Below are 19,478 nucleotides of genomic sequence, written 5' to 3'. Positions count from 1 at the left end.
CGGCCTATCGCCGCGCGGCCGGGCGCTCGGCGGCCTCGCCGTCGAAGATCAGTGACAGTTTCTTCAGCCCGCGCAGCATGAAACTGGGCTCGTACACGAAGTCGTTGCCGGGACCGAAACCGGCCGCGCCGAACCGGGCCGCCAGTTCCTCGAGCATGATCCGGGTTTCCAGCCGGGCCAGCGGCGCACCCAGGCAGGCGTGAATGCCGGCCCCGAACGCCAAGTGCGACTTGGCATCCGGGCGCAGCGGATCGAAGGCTTCGGGCCGCTCGAACACCGCCTCGTCGCGATTGGCGGAGCCGAAGCCCAGTACCACCAGCTGCCCGGCCGGAATGGTGTAGTCGCCGAGGCGCGCCTCGGATCTGGTGATGCGGAACATGCTCTGCACCGGGCTCAGCAGCCGCAGCCCCTCCTCGATCATGAGCGCGGCGTGCGCGGCGGGATCATCGCGCAGCCACCCCCACCATTTCGGATCGCGGGCGACCTGCTCGAGCACCCCGGTGAGCAGTTTGGTGGAGGTCTCGTTCCCGGCGATCAGCAGTTGCTGGATGATGCTCAAACACGCTGCGGTGCCGATGGGTTCGTCACCGTCGGCGGCGCTGGGCGCGTGCACCAGGGCGCTGAGCAGATCATCGCGCGGCGCCGCGCGGCGCGCGTCGAGCTCGGCGGCGAAGAAGCGCTGGAATTCCAGCAGCCCGCGCGCCTGCTCGAGCCGGCCCGCCACGTCGAGCTCCGCGCCGACGGTGGCGGTGAACTGATCCGACCAGCGTTTGAAATCATCGATCCGGTCCTCGGGCACATTGAGCACGTGTGCGATCACCCGCAGCGGCAGCGGTGCGGCCACCTCCCGCACGAACTCGATCGGCTCCCCGGCGGGCAGCGCGGCGGTCAAAGACCGTGCGATATCCCGGATCCGGGGTTCGAGCCGTGCGACGAAGCGCGGCGTGAACGCCTTGGCCAGCATGCGCCGGTAGTAGTGGTGCTCGGGCGGGTCGGCGGTGAGCAGGGTCGGCACCGCGGGCCAGCCCTGCGCTTCGATCTCGGCCAGTTGATCTTTGATCGATTCCGGCGCAGGCAGTTGCGGCAGCCCGAAATTCGAGGAGAACACCGCGTGATCGGCCAGGGCGGCCGCGACGAGTTCCCGTGACGTCACGAACCACATGCCGCGCGCGGCCACGAAATGCACGGGGGCCTGCTCGCGCAGCGTGCGATGCCAGTCGTAAGGGCATTGCAGGACAACGGGATCCAAGGGATCGAAGTCGGCGACGATACGGGGTGAGGTGTCGGTCAAAGCCGCCTCCAGGGATGCCGCCCGAAGTGGGCGCAGACGAACATGTCTTGACTAATTATCTGGCCAATATAATAGTGATGCGTGTCATAGACAAGCGGTGATCGTGCCCGCGGTCGCCTGAAACGGAGGGTCGGGGATGTCCAAAGCCCTGGTCACCGGCGCCGGTCACGGAATCGGCCGGGCGGTGGCGAAACACTTGGGGGACAACGGATTCGAGGTGATCGCGGTGGATGTCGACGAGGCCGCCGCGGCCGCGACCGCAGCCGATACCGGGGGAGAGGCGGTGAAATGCGATGTCTCCGACGAGGAGTCGGTCGCGAAGCTGGCCGCGGCGGTCGGCGCGGTGGACGTGGTGGTCAACAATGCCGGAATCTGGCGCTCGCGCACCCTGGACGATTCCACGCTCGCCGAAGTCGATGCGGTGTTGCGCACCAATGTGATCGGTAGCTGGCTCGTCGCCCGCGCCTTCGCGCCGCACTTCGGCGCGGACGGGGGAGCGATCGTCAATCTGACCTCGGTGCTGGCGCAGATGTCGGGTCCGGGGCGCGGCATGTACCCCGCGTCCAAGGCCGCCATCGTGGCGCTCACCAAACAGATGGCCATCGAATACGCACCGCGCAGGATCCGGGTGAACGCGGTGGGACCGGGCCTGGTCGTCACCGAGGGTACCGGCGCGGAGTTCAGCGATCCCGGCTTGCAGCAGGCGATCGGTGCGGCCATGCCGCTGGGCCGGCTCGGCGAACCGGCCGATATCGCCGCCGCCGTGGGCTTTCTGGCCTCCCCGGCCGCGAGCTACATCACCGGACAGGTGCTGTACGTCGACGGCGGGTGGACCAGCAACGGCTCGGCCTTCATCGGCCTGGCCGCCCAGCAGTACGTCGCACAGCTGATGGCGGCGGCGCGCGACTGAACGGGTCCACTTGCCCGCCAAGATTTTTCGCTCTCATTGGAGGAACCCATGACCGACCTTCGAGAACCGGGACGGCCGGCGCCGGGCGAGGCCCGCTCACCCGGGCCCAGCGTGCAGAGCCTGCTCGCCACCGACACCCGGCCGGTGCCGCCGCCGCTGCTGGAGGAGTCCTACGAATATCTCGGCTCCGAGGACATCGGCAAGGACCGGTACCTCAGCCCCGAATTCCACCGCCGCGAGGTCGAACGGCTGTGGAAGAAGGTGTGGCAGCTGGCCTGCCGGGAGGAGGACATCCCCGAACCCGGCGACTACATCGTCTACGACATCGCCGACCTGTCGATGATCGTGGTCCGCACCCGCGGCGGCGAAATCCGCGCCTATCACAATGCCTGTCTGCATCGCGGCACCCGGCTCTGCGACGGGACCGGGCAGGCGCAACAGCTGCGCTGCCCGTTCCACGGCTTCACCTGGAACCTCGACGGCGCGCTCACCGACGTGCCCAGCCGCTGGGACTTCCCGCACGTCGAAGACGAGAAATTCGCACTGCCGCAAGCGAAGACGGGCGTGTGGGCCGGATTCGTCTTCGTCAATCCCGACCCGGACGCGGGGCCGCTGCCGGCCTATCTGGGCGGGATCGAGAAACACTTCTCCTATTTCAAACTCGAGGAGCGGTTCAAGGCGGTGCACGTCGCCAAGGTGATCGCCTGCAATTGGAAGGTGGCGCTGGAGGCGTTCATCGAGTCCTATCACGTCATCTCCACCCATCCGCAATTGCTGGAATACCTGGGCGACAGCAACACCCAGTACGACGTGTACCGGGGCGCGGACGGGCAGCCGGGCTTCAACCGGATGATCACCCCTCAGGCAATCAACAGTCCGCACCTGGAAACGCTCGAGCCGCAGGACGTGCTCGAAGCCATGTTCCGCGATTTCTATCCCGAGGGCGTCGGCGCCATCCACGTGCCCGAGGGCCAGGCCGCCCGGCCGGTGGTGGCCGAGGCGCTGCGGCGGCGGCTGGCCGAAACCTCGGGTGCGGACGTGTCGGTCTTCAGCGACGCCGAGATCGTCGATGCCATCGAGTATTTCGTGTTTCCCAATATGTGCCCGTGGGCCGGGGTCGGGGCGCCCATCACCTACCGCTTCCGGCCTTACGGCAACGATCCGGATCAGTGCGTCATGGACATCATGCTGCTGGTGCCGCTGCCGCCCGGGGTGCCCAAGCCGAAGGGCGCCCCCATCCATTGGCTGGGCGTGGACGAGGACTTCGGCGCCGCCCCGGAATTGGGCGGCCTGGTGCCGGTCTTCAACCAGGACCTGTCGAATCTGCCCCGCGTGCAACGGGGTTTGAAGGCAATGACCAAACCCGGTGTGACGCTCGCCGACTACCAGGAGGTCCGGATCCGGCAGTTCCATCAGGACCTGGACCGGTACCTCGCCGACTAGCCGCGCTCGCCACGAAACAACTATCGGACCAACCGAAAGATGGGGTCGACGTGTCGGATACCGACATTCCCGCCGAGATCGGCCGCGAGACGCTGCTCTCGATCTTCGGCAAAGCCACCCGAATCAAACTGTGCGACGAGAAGTTCCGGTCCCTGGTGCTGGCCGGGCAGGTGAGCGCCCAGTACTACTCGCCCCGCGGCCAGGAGATCATCCCCGCCGCGCTCGGCACCCTGCTGCGCCCGGACGACCAGGTCGTGACCACCTACCGCGGTCTGCACGATCAGCTCGCCAAAGGCGTTCCGCTGCGCGAACTCTGGGCCGAATACTTCGGCAAGGCCACCGGCACCTGCAAGGGCAAGGGCGGGCCGATGCACATCACCCACCCCGCATCCGGGCTGATGGTGACCACCGGCATCGTCGGCGGCGGGCTGCCCATCGCGGCCGGGCTGGCGCTGGCCGCCCAGCTGCGCGGCACCGATCAGGTGACGGTGGTGAACTTCGGTGACGGGGCCGGCAATATCGGCGCCTTCCACGAAGCCTGCAACCTGGCCGGGCTGTGGCGGTTGCCGGTGGTGTTCTGCTGCCAGAACAATCGCTACGCCGAGCACACCGCCTACGCCGACGGCACCAGCGTCGCCCGCATCGCCGACCGGGCCGCCGCCTACGGCTTCCCCGGCGTACGGGTGGACGGCAATGATCCGATCGCCATGTACGGCGCGGCGCGCGAGGCGATCGAACGGGCGCGCTCGGGCGCGGGCCCGACCCTGCTGGAGGCCATGACCTTCCGGTTCTACGGCCATCAGATGTCGGATCAGAACGAATACATGCAACCCGGCGAGCTCGCCGCCGCGCGCGCCGCCGATCCGGTGATCCGCCTGCGCGAGTACCTGATCGAGCACGGCGTGCCCGAGGACGAGCTGGCGGGCATCGAATCCACGGAGAAGGCGCTCATCGCCGACGCCGTCCAGTTCGCCGCCGCCAGCCCATCGCCGGACCTGTCCGAACTCACCACCGATGTGTACCAGGAGGCGCTGATATGAACGGCCCCGCGATCGACACCCAGCCGATGCTCGGCTTCCAGGCCATCGGCAGCGCCCTGGATCACGCGCTGGCACACGATCCCACGGTATTTCTGCTCGGGGAGGACATCGCCGATCCCAGCGGCGGCGTGTTCAAGGTGACCGCCGGGCTCTCCAGCAAGTACGGCACCGATCGGGTGCGTGCCACGCCGATCAGCGAGCAGGCCATCATGGGCGCGGCCATCGGCGCGGCCGTGGCGGGGATGCGGCCGGTCGCCGAGATCATGCTCATGGACTTCCTCGCCGTCTGCATGGACCAGCTGTCCAATCACGCCGCCAAACTGCGCTACATGTCCGGCGGGCAGACCACCGTGCCGCTCACGGTGCGCTGCGCGGCCGGAGCCGGAATGCAGTTCGGCGCACAGCATTCGGAAATGCTGGAAGCGTGGCTCACCCACATTCCGGGCATCAAGGTGGTGGTGCCGAGCAATCCGGCCGACGCCAAAGGGCTGCTCACCGCCTGCATCGAGGATCCGGACCCGTGCGTCGTGGTGGAGCAGAGCCTGCTGTATTTCGCACCGCCGCAACCGGTTCCGGTCGGCCGGCACTATGTGCCGCTGGGCGTGGCGAACACCCTGCGCGCCGGCGAGGACATCACCCTCCTCTCCTACGGCCGCCAGGTGCACGACGCCGTGGCCGCGGCGGCGGTGCTGGCCGCGGACGGCATCGAGGCCGAGGTGATCGATCTGCGCTCGCTGGTGCCCCTGGACGAGGAGACGATCCTGGCCTCGGTGGCGCGCACCCGGCACGCGGTGGTGATTCACGAGGCGGTGCGGCGCACTGGTTTCGGCGCGGAACTGGCCGCCCTGATCGGCGAGCGGCTCTTCGACGAACTGGGCGCGCCGGTGGCCCGCGTCGCCGGCGCGAATACGCCCGTCCCGTACGCCAAACCGCTCGAGGACGCGTTCGTGCCGGGGACCGAAGCCATTCTCACCGCGGCCCGCGCCACCCTCGCGCGCTCGCGGGCCCGGGTGGGGAGCTGAGCGTGGCGTACGGTCTGGCAGCGGCGGCCCTGCGGGATCCGGCCGGGGTCGCCGTCACCGACGGCGACCTGGAATGGACCTGGGCGCGCTTGAATTCGATGGTCAACCGCGCCGTCGGCCTGCTGCGCTCGCTCGGGATCGGCCCGCACGCCCGGGTAGCGATCATGGCCGGGAACAGCGTGCACACCGCGCTCGCACACCTGGCCACCACGTACGCGGGACTGTCGGTGGTGCCGGTGAACTATCAGCTCACTCCCTCCGAGGTACGGCACATCCTCGACGACGCCGCCGTGCACACCGTGCTGTGCTCGGCGGACACGGCGGCGACCGTCCGGGCCGCGAGCGACACGGTGCGGGTGATCGCTTGGGGCGCAACCGGAATCGAAGGTGTCGAGGGCCTGGACGAACTGCTCGCGCAGTTTCCTGATGTCGAACCTTCGGAGTTGATCGCCCCCGCCGCGCCGCTGTACTACACCTCCGGGACCACCGGTCTGCCCAAGGGTGTGCGGCTGCCGGAGCAGATGTATCCCACCGGGGAAACCATGGTGGAGCATGTGCGCCGGCTCGAGCAGTCGCCGGTGCGGCCGACCGGGCGGCATCTGATCGTCGGGCCCATGCATCACACCGGCCCGATCGGCGGGGTGCGCGGCCTGGCGGTCGGCAATCCGCTGGTGATCCTGCGCCGCTTCGACGCCGAGGCGGTGCTGCGGCTCATCGAAGAGCATCGCGTGGAATCGTCGATGATGGTCCCCACCCATTTCGCGCGACTGCTGGCGCTGCCCGAGGCGACGCGAAAACGCTACGACCTGAGCAGCATTCGGTCCATCGTGCACACCGGCGCGGCGTGCCCGGTCCATGTCAAACAGGCGATGATCGACTGGTTCGGCCCGGTCTTGTCCGAAGCCTACGGTTCGACCGAGGTCGGCACGGTGACCTTCATCGGCTCCGCCGAATGGCTCGCCCACCCCGGCTCGGTCGGCCGGGCCATGACCGGATACGAACTGAGCGTGCGCACCGAGGACGGTGCGCCGCTGGGCGCCGGGGAACCCGGATTGGTGTGCGCCCGGTCGACTCTCGGCGTCCGTCCGGCCTATCACAATGATCCGGGCAAGACCCGGCGCGCCTACCTGGACGGCGACTGGTTCGTCATCGGCGAGATCGGCTACCTCGACGCCGACGGCTACCTGTACCTGACCGACCGCGCCGCCGATCTGGTCGTCAGCGGCGGAGTCAATGTGTATCCGGCCGAATCCGAGGCGGTGCTGCGCACCCATCCGGGTGTGTTCGATGTGGCGGTGATCGGCATCCCGCACCCCGATCTGGGCGAGCAGTTGTGCGCACTGGTGGTGGCGGGGGAGGAGCCGCCCGCCGCGGCCGAACTCGTCGCCTGGTGCAGGGATCGGCTGGCGCACTACAAATGTCCCGCCCGGGTGGAATTCGTGGACGGGGAACTGCGGTCGGCCATGGGCAAGATCGACAAACGGGCGCTGCGCCGGAAGTACTTGGCGGAGCGGCGAAATGCCGCGGTGGGAGGCCCGTCATGACCCGCACCGACCTGGCACCGGTTGCCGACTTTCCTCCGGTGTTTGCCTTCACCGAGGAACACGCCGCGTTGCGAGGGGTACTGCGGCGGTTCTTCGAGACCGCCGAGGCAACCCGGAACCCCGGCTACGGCTGGCGCAGGCTCCTCAGTGATCTCGGGGTCGAAGACATTATCTTCGCCCGGCCCGGCGAAACCGTTGCCACTCCGGTCGATCTCGCCATCCTCGCCGAGGAAGCGGGCGGGGCACTGTATCCCGGCCCGCTGCTCGCCACCGCTGCGCTCGGCCCGGTCCTCGCCGGGGCGGCGGGCGAATCAGGCACGCCCGCTGTGGGTTCCGGGTCCTGGCCGGGTATCGCGTTGAGCGCCGACTTCCTCGGCGCGGCCCGGGACGTCTCGCCGGGTATCAGCGGGTCGGACGGCGTGCGGCTCAGCGGTGTGGTGGAGCCGGTGCTGAATCTGGACGGTGCCGGTCTGATCGGCTGCCCGGCGCTCATCAACGGTGCGCCCGCGCTGGCCGTACTGCGCGCGGATGCGCCCGGAGTCACCATCACCGAACTGTCAGCGCTCGATCCTTCACAGCCTCTAGGTCGGATCGAATGCCGAGCCGTGACACCGGAATCGGTCATCCTCGACGGCGCGGACCTGGAGGCCGTGCGGCGACGGGCTCACCTGGTGGTGGCCGCAGAACTACTGGGCGTGGCTCAACGCTCCTTCGACCGGACCGTCGAATACGTCAGCCGTCGCGTCCAGTTCGGCCGGACCATCGGATCGTTCCAGGCGATCAAACACCGTCTCGCGGATCTGGTGACGCAGGTCGAATTGACCCGGTCGGCCGTGTACGGCGCGGCCTGGCAGCTGACCGTGGCCCCCACCGACCCGCGGACCGAGCGGGATCTCGCCGTGGCGGGCGCACTGGCTTCCGGCACGGCCACGGCGGTCGCCAAGGAGGCCGTGCAGTTACACGGCGGGATCGCCATCACCTGGGAGCATCGGGCGCATCGCTATCTGCGCCGCGCGCACCAGACGGCGGCGTTCACCGGCGGCGCATCCGCATATCGGCATCGGCTTGCCGTACTCATCGATCTCGAGGAGAAACGCCATGGCAGCGGCGCGTGAGGGCGGCATAACCGCTGTGGCGGTGGAGGATTGGGTGCGGTCGCGATTGCCGGCGCAGTGGCTGGACGCAGTGGCTGCCGGTGACGGTCCGATCGATCCGGCCGTGGCGTATCCGGAGGCGGCGCGCGTATTCCACGCGGCGCTGTGCGAGCGGGGCTGGGCGGTGCCGGATTGGCCTCGAGAGTTCGGTGGGGCGGGACTCGACCATCGTGATGCCGCGACGGTGGCGGCGGTGCTGGCGCGGTACCGATGCGACCTGCCGGGGCCGTACTTCGTGTCTCGCACGCTCATCGGGCCGACCATCATGCAATGGGGGAGCGCGGAACAGCACGAACGATATCTGCCCGGGATCGCCGGAGGCCGCGACATCTGGTGCCAGCTGTTCAGTGAACCGGGAGCGGGATCGGATCTGGCGAGCCTTTCCACGCGGGCCCGGCGCGACGGTGAGGGCTGGGTGGTGCACGGGCAGAAGGTGTGGAGTTCCTTCGCGAACCTGGCCGGGTACGGCATGCTGCTGGCGCGCACCGACCCGGACGTGCCGAAACATGCTGGGATCACCTGTTTTCTGCTGGACATGAGTGCGCCCGGGGTCACCGTGCGCCCGCTGCGACAGCTCACCGGTACCGAGCATTTCTGCGAAGTCTTTCTCGACGGGGTCGTGGTGCCCGATGCGGCGCGGCTCGGGCCGGCAGAGGAGGGCTGGCGGGTGGCGCTGTCCACGCTCGGGGCCGAAAGATCCGGGCTGTCCGGGGATTCCGAGGCGGGCGGGGTGGCGCTGGGGCCGGTGCTGGCCCGCGCTCGGCGATCCGGGGCCTGGCGAGAACCGGGGGCGCGTGATCGCCTCACCGACTTGCTGGTGCTCGAGCGGGCGCTGGAATGGACGAATCGGCGCGCTGGCGTGGCGGGGGCCGGAATGTCCGGCGCCGCAGCCGGATCGATCACGAAACTGGCGCAATCGGAGCTGTCGCAGCGAATCGCGGAACTCGATTTCGAACTGGCGGGACCGGGCGCGGCGTACACCGAGACCGGGGAGCTGACCCCCGCCGCCCACGGGCTGCTCGACAGTCGCCGACTCACCATTGCCGGCGGCACCTCCGAGATCCAGCGCAACATCATCGCCGAACGGGTGCTGGGCCTGGACCGCGAGCTCGATCCGGACCGGGGACAGCCCTGGAGCCGGACCAGGCGCGGGTGAACGGGCATGGGCGAGAGCGACGCGGCGACCGTGACCGTACGACCCCGAGGCATCCAATTCCCGGCCGCCCCTGGGCAATCCATCATGGCGGCCGCCACGGCAGCGGGATATCGCTGGCCCACCATCTGCGGCGGGCTCGGCGATTGCCTGGTGTGCCACGTCGAAGTCCTGGAACACGCCGACCATCTGGACGAACCCGCCGACAACGAGACCCAGGCCGTGCGCGAATTACGCGCCCGCAGCGGCAGACCCGTCCGGCTGGCCTGTCAGGCCACGGTGCGCGGCGATGTCGTCGTGCACAAAAGAGGTGTGCGCGGGCAGCACACCGGCGAGAGAGGAACCACAGTGACGGCCGAGCCCCTGCCCCCGGTGATCGACCCGCACGTAGTGGAGGCGGTGGACGGCGGGGTGCGGTTGCGCGGCGGCCGATGCGCCGCCTGCGGCGATCACCATTTCCCGGCCGCCTCGAGCTGCCCGCGCTGCGGCTCCGCCGACATCACGGTGTCACGGCTCGCCACCCGGGGCGTGCTGTGGAGCTGGACCGTGCAGCGGTTCCCGCCGCCCAGTCCGCCGCATGTGCGATCCGGGGACTTCGAACCCTTCGGGCTCGGCTATGTGGAACTGCCCGGCGAGCTGATCGTGGAATCGCTGCTGACCGAATCCGATCCGGCGCGGCTGCGCATCGGCATGCCGATGCAGCTGGTCGCTGTGCACGTACCGGTCGAAAACGGCGCGACCGCAACCACTTTCGCCTTTTCACCGTTGAACGGAGACTTGTGATGGCATCGAACGAAGTCGCCATCATCGGTGTCGGCTGCCGGCCCTTCGGACGTTTTCACGACACCACCGTGCGCGCTGAAGCCGTGGCCGCCGTACGGGCCGCCCTCGCCGATGCCGGGGTGGCCTGGCACGAACTCGACTACGCGGTCGGCGGCAGCCTCTCCGGCGGCTCGGCCGACACCCTCGTCACCGAACTCGGCCTCACCGGCGTGCCTTTCGTCAATGTGCTCAACGGTTGCGCGACCGGCAGCAGTTCGCTGGTCTCGGCCGTGCACGCCATCGCCTCACGCGCGGCGCGACTGGCCCTGGTGGTGGGCTTCGACGCGCACCCGCGCGGCGCGTTCACCATCTCCACCGAACACATGGGCCTGGGACGCTGGTACGGCACCACCGGCATGGCGGTGACCGCCCAGTTCTTCGCCCTGAAGATCCAGCGCTACCTGCACGAACACGACCTGCCCCCGCGACTGCTGAGCCAGGTGGCCGCCAAAGCGTTCCACAACGGTGCGCTCAACCCCCTGGCCTGGCGGCGCAAACCGCTGTCGGTGGCCGATATCGACGCCTCACCGCTGCTGGTGGATCCACTGCGCCAGTACATGCTGTGCTCGCCCGGCGACGGCGCGACCGCGCTGATCCTGTGCGATGCCAAGGCCGCCAAGCGATTCCGCCCCGACCCGGTCTTCGTCTCCGGTGTCGCGGTACGGACCCGGCGGCCGGGCTCGTTCGAGGTGCTCAGCCCGTCGCTGTCGCTGCGGCGCGGCGACAGCCCCACCGTGGACGCGGCCCGGGCCGCTTTCGAACTCGCCGGCATCGGGCCCGACGAGGTCGATATCGCCCAGTTGCAGGACACCGACGCCGGCGCCGAAATCATTCACCTGGCCGAGACCGGGTTGTGCGCGCACGGCGAGCAGACGGCGCTCATCGACAGCGGAGCCACCGCGCTCGACGGCCGCCTGCCCGTCAACACCGACGGCGGCTGCCTGGCCAACGGCGAACCCATCGGCGCCTCCGGGCTGCGCCAAATCCACGAGAACGTCCTGCAATTGCGCGGCACGGCCGGGGCCCGGCAGGTGGCCGCCGCGCCCCGGGTCGCACTGTCCCACGTCTACGGCGCACCCGGCCTCAGCGGCTGCACCGTCCTGACCCGATGAGCGAGGAAGAACCAGCCGTGAAGGTAGTGGTGGACCGGGACCTGTGCGTCGGGCACGGCCTCTGCGAGGCGCTCGCCGACCAGCTGTTCACCGTCGAGGACGACGGGGTGGCACGGGTGCTGCTGGACGAATTGCCCGGCGAGCTGCTCGACCGGGCCCGGCAAGCGGTCGCGGCCTGCCCGAGCCTGGCCCTGCGCCTGGAAACCTAGCCGGTCCGGACCCGCACGGTCCGGCAGACGAAAGCGAATGCGTACCAATGGAAATCAGAATGCCCAAACTCGACGTGTCCATGACCGCGGGCACCTTCCTGGGCTGGCTCGTCGCCGACGGCGCGGCCGTCGCCGAAGGCGACCCGCTCTACACCGTCGGCACCGACAAGGTCGAAACCGAGATTCCCGCACCCACCGGCGGCGTACTGCGCCACGGCACGGCCGAAGTGGACAGTGACTATCCGGTGGGCACCACGCTGGGCCTGCTGGAATCGGGGCGGTGAGGAACCCGTCATGGCCGACAGCCGCTATCGCGAAAGCCCGTTCCTCACCGGGCATCACCGCCCCAACCGCATGGAAGTCGATGCCCCCGACCTGTTCATCGAAGGCGAACTACCCGCCGACCTGGCGGGCGTGTTCTATCGCAACGGGGCCGAACCGCTGTACCCGCCGACCGCCGAGGACTACCACTGGTTCGACGGCGACGGCATGGTGTACGCCTTCTTCCTCGCCGACGGCCGGGTCTCGCTGCGCAACCGGTGGGTGCGCACCGGCAAACTGCTGCTGGAAATGAAAGAGGGCAGAAGGCTTTTCGGCGTGCACGGCAATCCGGCGACCACCGATCCGCTGGCCGCGGGGACCCGCTACAACACCGCCAATACCAATATCGTCCTGCACGGCGGGAAACTGCTCGCGCTCATGGAGGGCGCGCCGCCGGTGGAACTGGACCCGCGCACCCTCGACACCCTCGGCGAGGAACACTACGGCGGCGTCGTCACCACCACTTTCGGCGCGCACCCGACGGTGGATCACGGCACCGGGGAGATGATCAATATCGGCTCGGTGGCCCGGCGCAAGGGCACCGCACCCGAATTGCGCTACGACATCATCGATTTCGAGGGCAAGCTGATCACCTCGGAAACGGTGCCGGTGCCGTATCAAAGCATGCTGCACACCTTCTTCGTCACCGCGAACCACGTGGTGTTCCCGGTGACGCCGCTCGATGTCAGTCTCCGGCGGGCGATCTCCGGCGGCCCGATGGTGGCCTGGGATCCGGACCGGCCCACCCTGCTCGGCGTCATGCCGCGCCGCGGCGGGGCTTCCGACGTGCGCTGGTTCGAGGCCCCGCCCCGGCACATGATGCATCAGGCCAATGTGTGGGAGCAGGACGGCCGACTGATCGCCGATGTCGCCGCGGCCGAAGGCACTTCGCTGTTCCCGAGCCTCGACGGCACCCGCCGCCCGCACCGGGAGACGCGGCAGAGCCTGCGCCGCTGGATCATCGACCCCGCCGCGGCCACCGACGTGGTCCGCGAGGAGATCCTCAATGATCGCGACATCCAGTTCCCGCGTCCTGACGACCGGCTCGCCACCACGCCCAGCCGGTACGCCTTCGCCAACAGCAATCTGCATTCGGCCGACGGCCGCGCCGACGGCATGGACTCGGTGGTGCGGGTGGACACCGCCGACGGTGCGGAGGACCTCTACCATTTCGGCGACGGCGCGGCGGCGGGCGAACTCATCTTCGCGCCGCGCATCGGCGGTACGGGCGAACTGGACGGGTACGCGGTGACCCTGGTGCATCGCGCCGGGGCCGCCGACACTCAGCTCGCGGTGTTCGACGCCGGCGATCTGGCCGCCGGGCCGCTGGCCCTGGTGCACATCCCGTTCGTGATTCCGAGCGGATTCCACTGCAACTACTACAGCGTCGACAGCCCGTTGTACCGGCAGGCGCTGGGTGCCTCATGACCGGCGTCCCACCTGCCTCGCGGCCGTCCGGGTCGCGCAGGTTCGAGCGAAAGAGACTGTGCCGTGCCGACTTCCACGCGTGAATGGCGGCTGCTGGCCCGCCCGCACGGTGTGCCCCAGCCCGCGGACTTCGCCCTGGCCGAACGCGCGCTCGCCGATCCGGGGCCCGGGCAGGTGCTGGTCGCCAACGACTGGCTCTCCGTCGATCCGTACATGCGCGGGCGGATGAATGCCGGGAAGTCCTATCTGCCGCCGTTCGAACTGGGCGCGGCCATGACCGGCGCGGCCGTGGGCACGGTGATCTACTCGCGGGCACCGGCCTTGCCGGTCGGGTCCAGTGTCATCCACTTCGCCGGCTGGCGTGAGCACGCCGTCCTGGAAGCCGCCGACGTCCAGCGGGTGGACGTGAAACGCTCACCGGCGCAAGCCTATCTGGGTGTGCTCGGCGCGACCGGGCTGACCGCCTACATCGGGCTGACCGAGATCGCCGGGGTACGCGCGGGCGATGTCGTGTTCGTCTCCGGTGCGGCGGGCGCGGTCGGGTCGGTCGCGGGACAGATCGCCCGCAAACTGGGAGCCGCCCGGGTAATCGGCTCGGCGGGCGGTCCGGGCAAATGCGCGCGGCTGTGCGAGGTGTTCGGATACGACGCCGCCATCGACTACCGGGCGGGTCGGCTCGAAGCGCAGTTACGGGCCGCCGCGCCCGACGGCATCGACGTGTATTTCGACAATGTCGGCGGCGAACACCTGCAAGCGGCGCTGTCGGTGCTCAACACCTTCGGGCGGGTGGCATTGTGCGGGGCCATCTCCGGATACAACGACGCCGAGCCCACGCCCGGCCCCAGCAATCTGCACCTGGCCATCCGCAAGCGAATCACGCTGCGCGGATACCTGCTCGGCGATCACACCGGCAAGTCCGCGGAATGGCTGCGCACCGCCGCGGGCTGGCTGGCCGAGGGCACGCTACGCACCGAGGAGACCGTGACCGAAGGCATCGAGCAGGCGCTCGAGGCGTTCCTCGGCATGATGCGCGGAGCCAATACCGGCAAGGCGCTGGTCCGGCTGCGACGGTCCTGAATCTTTGAACCCATCTGTCGTACTTCGCTTTTCGAGGAGCGTTCTCATGCCCGACGCCGCAACCCAGGACACCACCACCATCGCACCCGGCGTGATAGAGGTGCGCAATCCTGCAGACGGGCGCCCGGTGGGGCGAGTGCCCGATCAACCGGCCGCTGCCGTTGCCGCGACGGTCCGGGAATTGCGTGCACACCAGTCCGAATGGGAAGCCCTGGGCGTGCGCGGCCGCGCGAAATGGCTGCTGCGCCTGCAAGATTGGCTGCTCGACAACACCGAACGCCTCACCGATGTCGTGCAGTCCGAAACCGGCAAGACCCGTTTCGACGCCTCGATCGAAGCGCCCGCGGCCATCAACCTCGCCAAATACTGGGCACGCCACGCCGAACGGTTCCTGGCCGACGCGCATCCCACCCCGCACAGCCCGATCGGGCGCACCAAACGCCTGGTGCGCACCCTGCGCCCGCATCCGGTGGTCGGCATCGTGACACCGTGGAACCTGCCCCTGCTCAACCCCTGCTTCGACGCTTTCGCCGCACTGCTGGCCGGCTCGGCGGTGCTGGTGAAGCCATCGGAGGTGACCCCGCTCAGCGCCGTCGAACTGGCGCGCGGATGGGCCGAAATCGGTGCGCCGCCGGTGTTCTCGGTAATGACCGGCACGGGCGCGACCGGTGCGGCGGTAGTGGACACGGTGGACTTCGTCCAGTTCACCGGCTCCACCCGCACCGGCCGGGCCATCGCGGTCGCCTGCGGTCAGAGGCTCATTCCCTACAGCCTCGAGCTCGGCGGCAAAGACCCCGCCATCGTGCTGGCCGACGCCGACATCGACCGCGCCGCCGCCGGCACCGTCTACGGCGGGCTGTTCAATTCCGGGCAGGCCTGCATCTCGGTGGAACGGGTGTATGTGGAAGCGCCCGTCTACGAGCGTTTCGTGGAAAGTCTGGTGGCACAGGTGAAACAGCTGCGCCAGGGCATCGACGGCCGCGACTTCGCCTTCGACATCGGAGCGATGGCCACCAACGCGCAAACCGCCATCGTCACCCGCCACGTGAACGACGCCCACGACAAGGGCGCCCGAATCCTCACCGGCGGCCGCCCAACCGCCGACGGCGCCTTCTTCGAACCCACCGTGCTGGTCGACGTCGACCATTCGATGCTGTGCATGACCGAGGAAACCTTCGGCCCGATCATCCCCGTCATGCGAGTCCCCGACGAGGCCGAGGCCATCCGCCTGGCCAACGACTCCACCTACGGCCTCTCCGCCACCGTCTGGACCGGCGACCGCGCCCACGGCGAACGCATAGCCCGCCGCCTCGAAGCCGGCGCCGTCAACATCAACGACGCCTTCGCCAACCTGCTCAACTTCACCCTCCCCATGGGCGGCTGGAAAACCTCGGGCATCGGCGCACGCTGGGGCGGCGCAGCCGGAATCCAAAAATACTGCCGCCAGCAAGCCATCACAGTGCCGCGCGGACCAGAACTGTCTCGCGAACCCCTCTGGTACCCCGCTTCACGCATCCGTTCTCGCCTGGTAACCACCCTCATGCGCACCGTCGACGCCCGCGGCCTCCGCAAACTACCGATCCGGACCCGAAATACCTAGCCCTCCCTCGATATCCGCTCCACCAGGAGGTCCCATGCTCCGGAAATTCACTACATCCCCGGTCTGGTGGCACATCGTGCACGGCCTGGTCGCCCTCTCGGCCAGTTCACCCGCCTCGATCGAGGTGGTCGTCCAATTCCATTCGGGCCGTGAGAAACCCAGCCTTAGAGCTCGATGACGACCTTGCCTTTCACGCGGCGACCGGCCTGCAACTCGACTGCGGCCCGGATCTGCTCGATCGGAAAGCTCGCGGCAATCGGGACCCGGAGCTGCCGTGCCGCAACCAAGGCGGCGAGTTCTTCCAGCGCACCCGGAGCCGCGTTGGCACCGTTCGCCGGCCTGATCCCGTCGATCTGCGTGGCGATAGTGGTAATGCGCGCGTCAGCGACCCCGAGTTCCCTTGCGGCATACACCGTTTCAGTACCGTAAAGATCGATCGCGGCGGTGACACCGTCGGGGGCGAGCGCACCGACCCGCTCTGCCAGCCCATCGCCATAGGTGACCGGCTCGGCCCCGAGCTCGCGCAGGTAATCGGCTGATGCCGCCGATCCCGTTCCGATCACCCGCGCCCCCGCGATCCGGGCCAACTGAACCGCGAACACCCCGACACCACCACCCGCACCCCCGATCAGCACGGTGTCCTGCGGCCCCACTCCGACCACCGCCAAGGCAGCCGAGGCCGTACGCCCCGCAATCGTCAGGGTCGCCGCCGTCCGGTCATCCACGCCATCCGGGGTGTGATGAGCTTCGTTCGCCGCAATCCCCGGCACCGGATCGACCACCACGAAATCGGCGACCGCCCGCGAGAGCGCACCCCCGAACACCCGGTCACCAGCCACGAACCCGGTCACCCCCGCACCGACCTCGTCGACCACACCCGCATAGTCGGTCCCGAACCCGACCGGCAACGTCAACCCGAACCGGCCCGCGGTCTCCGCATCACCGGTCATGAACCAGTCCATCGGATTCAACCCGGCAGCGCTGACCCGCACCCGAATCTGCCCCGGCCCAACTTCTGGAACCGGCACCTCCCGCACATCCAGAACTTCGGGCCCGCCGAACGTATCGAGCCGGACAGCCCGGCTTGCGTTGTCACCGTGCATCAGCATGCTCACCCGCCTTCGTCTGTGCGGTCAGCTCGTCCTACTGATAGGGGAAGGTACTTGCCCAGTCTTGCGGTAGCAAACTTGTGGCAACTGTCGTGGCGTCGACCTCCATAGACCCGCTCGCGAGCACTGAACTACCTCAGCGGACGGGTTCCACGACCATAGGCGCGATCGGGGTACCGACGGAATCGAACAGGTTCCGCCCGCACGAGTCGCATTCGCCCTCAGCGGGTTTCGCTTCCGTCGCGGCCAGCTGCCACACATTCATGCCACCGCACGGACAGTCGATGACGTAGAGCAACTCGAGCGAAGGCCGATTCACACCCCACGCCAGAGCCGAGGCCCTCGTGCGACGCATGACGCCGATACGGTAGACGTCGTCGCCGGAACGGAGTTCCCCGAGCGCCAACCCCGCACTCGCCAGTACTTCATCCACTGCGCGCAGAATCGCCGGCACGTGTTCACCACGCCCGAGGTCCGTCCCGGCCGCTTGCCCGGCCGCAGACTCGACAGCAGCGACAACCGCGGGCTCCTTCCCGAAGGCCGCCACCCGTCCCGCCACGAATTGCGCTATCTGCCCGGTCCGTTCCTCACCGGACCAGTCGACCGGCAAGAGAATCCCCTCCCGGATCAACGAATCCACCACCTCGTCCACGTCGAGCCGGAACCCCTGCTCGGACGCCGCCAGAAAATACGCCAGGTCGCTCACGCCGCCAGCATACGAATGAGCATCCGGCAGCTACGCAAGCCAGGCATGGAGCCGGTGACTTGTGAGCGCCCAGATGGCACGGCCGAGAACGAGATTCCCTCGCCTGATCACGAATTCGAGCTGCGCTTCGATGCGCTGGTTGACAGCATGTCGGGATGCCGGATTTGCAGTGGTGTGATGTCGAGCAGCTATTCGACCCCGACATGATGGGGTTTCCTACTGGATGTGTACGTCCGGAGGCATCGGTCGAAGACTGGCAGGCTGTGTTCGACCTGATTCGGTCGCAGGGGTGGGCATGGGAGTACCGCGAGGGTGATCGCAAGCAGGAGTTGCCCACTGCCGCGGAGGTGTTCTCCCGACCGGACGATGCCGCGATCGGTGTGGCTCTCTTCTGGCTTGCCTCCCACCGGGTGCCGTGCGGGAGTGGCTGAAAAGGGGTCTGCCCGGCTCGAAGTAGCGGTGCCCTCCTCGCACGGACACCACATACAGCGAGGCAGAAGGAGAATCCGGTGACCGTCATCATCGGGATGGATCCACACAAACGCTCGGCCACCATCGAAATCGTCGATCCCGCAGCCCGTGTCCTGGCAACGGGCAGATACACGACCGACGCCACCGGATACCGTGAAATGCTCGATGCGGCACTGCAATTCCACGATCGGGTATGGGCGGTCGAGGGTTGCAATGGCATCGGCCGCCACCTTGCGCACCGATTGGTCCACGACGGCGAAACCGTCATCGACGTGCCCGCGAAACTCTCGGCGCAGGTTCGGGTCTTCGCCACCGGCAACGGCCGCAAAACCGATCCGGTCGACGCCCACTCGGTCGCCCTGGCGGCACTGCACGCCCCGAATCTGCGCCGCGTCCAACTCGATCCGGAACTGGTGGCCCTCGCTCTGCTCGCTGACCGCCGCGATGAACTCGGCCGCGCCCGCACCGAAACCCTCAACCGCATCCACCGGATACTGCTCGATCTGATCCCCGGCGGCGCCAAGAAGTTCCTGTCCGCACCCCAGGCCCGGGAACTGATCGCCGACCTGAACCCGCGTGACCCGGTCGGCCGGGTCCAGTTGCGGCTGGTCTTGGAACTGATCGAGGACCTCGAGACCATCGATCGCAAAATCAAGGCCGCCGACAAGGAACTACGGCAACTCGTTATCGGCCGCGGCTCCACCCTGATGGAACTGAACGGCATTGGACCATCCAGCGCGGCAAGGCTTTTGGCTGATACCGGCGACATCCGCCGTTTCGCCACCCGTGACCGGTTCGCTTCTTGGAACGGCTCCGCGCCCCTGGACGCCTCCTCCGGCGACCAGCAACGACATCGGCTCTCCCGCGCCGGCAACCGCAAGATCAATCGCGTCCTGCACATCATGGCCATCGTTCAACTACGCCACCAGACCGCCGGACGGGTCTACTACGACGCACGCAGAGCGGGCGGGAAAACCTCGAAAGAAGCGATTCGCGCACTCAAGCGCAGGCTCTCCAACGGGGCTGCTGCAGGGCTAGGTGACAACCGAGATGGCTTGCCGAGTGG

At 68.4% G+C, this 19,478-nt stretch carries 19 protein-coding genes; 16 read left to right on the top strand and 3 right to left on the bottom strand.

What is annotated here, in order from left to right:
- Positions 1-4: 4 nt before the first annotated feature.
- Positions 5-1,291, bottom strand: coding sequence for a cytochrome P450 (locus NY1_RS34285; RefSeq protein ID WP_067721319.1), 1,287 nt, complete (start codon positions 1,289-1,291; stop codon positions 5-7).
- Positions 1,292-1,427: 136 nt separating this feature from the next.
- On the opposite strand from NY1_RS34285, the gene NY1_RS34280 reads away from it, so the two are divergent.
- The 14 genes from NY1_RS34280 to NY1_RS34215 all read left to right on the top strand — a co-directional run bounded on the left by NY1_RS34280 (position 1,428) and on the right by NY1_RS34215 (position 16,126).
- A complete protein-coding gene (locus NY1_RS34280) occupies positions 1,428-2,201 on the top strand; it encodes an SDR family NAD(P)-dependent oxidoreductase (RefSeq protein WP_067721318.1) in 774 nt (257 codons plus the stop codon).
- Positions 2,202-2,249: 48 nt separating this feature from the next.
- Entirely contained in the window at positions 2,250-3,644 is a 1,395-nt protein-coding gene (locus NY1_RS34275; protein WP_067721317.1) for an aromatic ring-hydroxylating oxygenase subunit alpha, read from the top strand.
- Between the two features lie 50 nt (positions 3,645-3,694).
- Positions 3,695-4,684, top strand: a complete 990-nt coding sequence (locus NY1_RS34270; RefSeq protein WP_067721316.1) for a thiamine pyrophosphate-dependent dehydrogenase E1 component subunit alpha — start codon at positions 3,695-3,697, stop codon at positions 4,682-4,684.
- 11 nt (positions 4,685-4,695) lie between these two features.
- Entirely contained in the window at positions 4,696-5,706 is a 1,011-nt protein-coding gene (locus NY1_RS34265) for an alpha-ketoacid dehydrogenase subunit beta (protein WP_439956059.1), read from the top strand.
- 2 nt (positions 5,707-5,708) lie between these two features.
- Positions 5,709-7,250, top strand: a complete 1,542-nt coding sequence (locus NY1_RS34260) for an AMP-binding protein (RefSeq protein WP_067721314.1) — start codon at positions 5,709-5,711, stop codon at positions 7,248-7,250.
- Complete coding sequence (locus tag NY1_RS34255) at positions 7,247-8,365, top strand: acyl-CoA dehydrogenase family protein (protein ID WP_067721313.1); 1,119 nt, start codon at positions 7,247-7,249, stop codon at positions 8,363-8,365. The genes NY1_RS34260 and NY1_RS34255 overlap by 4 nt, the downstream gene beginning before the upstream one ends.
- The gene (locus NY1_RS34250) at positions 8,349-9,560 is read left to right on the top strand and encodes an acyl-CoA dehydrogenase family protein (protein ID WP_067721312.1); all 1,212 of its coding nucleotides are present in this window, start codon (positions 8,349-8,351) and stop codon (positions 9,558-9,560) included. The genes NY1_RS34255 and NY1_RS34250 overlap by 17 nt, the downstream gene beginning before the upstream one ends.
- A 6-nt stretch (positions 9,561-9,566) precedes the next feature.
- Positions 9,567-10,340 carry an OB-fold domain-containing protein gene (locus NY1_RS44860; protein WP_233434611.1) on the top strand — a complete coding sequence of 258 codons (774 nt, stop codon included), beginning with the start codon at positions 9,567-9,569 and terminating at the stop codon, positions 10,338-10,340.
- The gene (locus NY1_RS34240) at positions 10,340-11,491 is read left to right on the top strand and encodes a thiolase family protein (protein WP_067721311.1); all 1,152 of its coding nucleotides are present in this window, start codon (positions 10,340-10,342) and stop codon (positions 11,489-11,491) included. The genes NY1_RS44860 and NY1_RS34240 overlap by 1 nt, the downstream gene beginning before the upstream one ends.
- Positions 11,488-11,700 (top strand): ferredoxin, encoded by a 213-nt coding sequence (locus NY1_RS34235; protein WP_233434610.1) that lies wholly within the window; start codon positions 11,488-11,490, stop codon positions 11,698-11,700. Before NY1_RS34240 ends, NY1_RS34235 begins: the two co-directional genes overlap by 4 nt.
- Positions 11,701-11,759: 59 nt before the next feature.
- Positions 11,760-11,984 (top strand): lipoyl domain-containing protein, encoded by a 225-nt coding sequence (locus tag NY1_RS34230; RefSeq protein ID WP_233434609.1) that lies wholly within the window; start codon positions 11,760-11,762, stop codon positions 11,982-11,984.
- Positions 11,985-11,994: 10 nt separating this feature from the next.
- A complete protein-coding gene (locus NY1_RS34225) occupies positions 11,995-13,449 on the top strand; it encodes a carotenoid oxygenase family protein (protein WP_084535880.1) in 1,455 nt (484 codons plus the stop codon).
- Positions 13,450-13,512: 63 nt separating this feature from the next.
- Positions 13,513-14,526 (top strand): NADP-dependent oxidoreductase, encoded by a 1,014-nt coding sequence (locus NY1_RS34220; protein ID WP_067721308.1) that lies wholly within the window; start codon positions 13,513-13,515, stop codon positions 14,524-14,526.
- A 46-nt stretch (positions 14,527-14,572) separates the two neighbouring features.
- A complete protein-coding gene (locus tag NY1_RS34215) occupies positions 14,573-16,126 on the top strand; it encodes an aldehyde dehydrogenase family protein (RefSeq protein WP_067721307.1) in 1,554 nt (517 codons plus the stop codon).
- A 164-nt stretch (positions 16,127-16,290) separates the two neighbouring features.
- On the opposite strand, the gene NY1_RS34210 is transcribed toward NY1_RS34215, so the two are convergent.
- Together NY1_RS34210 and NY1_RS34205 are read right to left on the bottom strand one after the other, a co-directional pair.
- The gene (locus NY1_RS34210; RefSeq protein WP_174567249.1) at positions 16,291-17,229 is read right to left on the bottom strand and encodes an NADP-dependent oxidoreductase; all 939 of its coding nucleotides are present in this window, start codon (positions 17,227-17,229) and stop codon (positions 16,291-16,293) included.
- 142 nt (positions 17,230-17,371) lie between these two features.
- Positions 17,372-17,941 (bottom strand): DUF6630 family protein, encoded by a 570-nt coding sequence (locus NY1_RS34205; protein WP_067721305.1) that lies wholly within the window; start codon positions 17,939-17,941, stop codon positions 17,372-17,374.
- 155 nt (positions 17,942-18,096) lie between these two features.
- Between NY1_RS34205 and NY1_RS34200 the strand changes: the two genes are divergently transcribed.
- Together NY1_RS34200 and NY1_RS34195 are read left to right on the top strand one after the other, a co-directional pair.
- Complete coding sequence (locus tag NY1_RS34200) at positions 18,097-18,372, top strand: hypothetical protein (protein WP_067721304.1); 276 nt, start codon at positions 18,097-18,099, stop codon at positions 18,370-18,372.
- Between the two features lie 78 nt (positions 18,373-18,450).
- A partial coding sequence (locus tag NY1_RS34195; RefSeq protein ID WP_067721303.1) for an IS110 family RNA-guided transposase occupies positions 18,451-19,478 on the top strand: 1,028 nt, incomplete at its 3' end.

Source organism: Nocardia yamanashiensis NBRC 100130, assembly GCF_001613325.1.
Lineage (GTDB): Bacteria > Actinomycetota > Actinomycetes > Mycobacteriales > Mycobacteriaceae > Nocardia > Nocardia yamanashiensis.
This window is presented reverse-complemented; position numbering and strand designations above follow the sequence as displayed.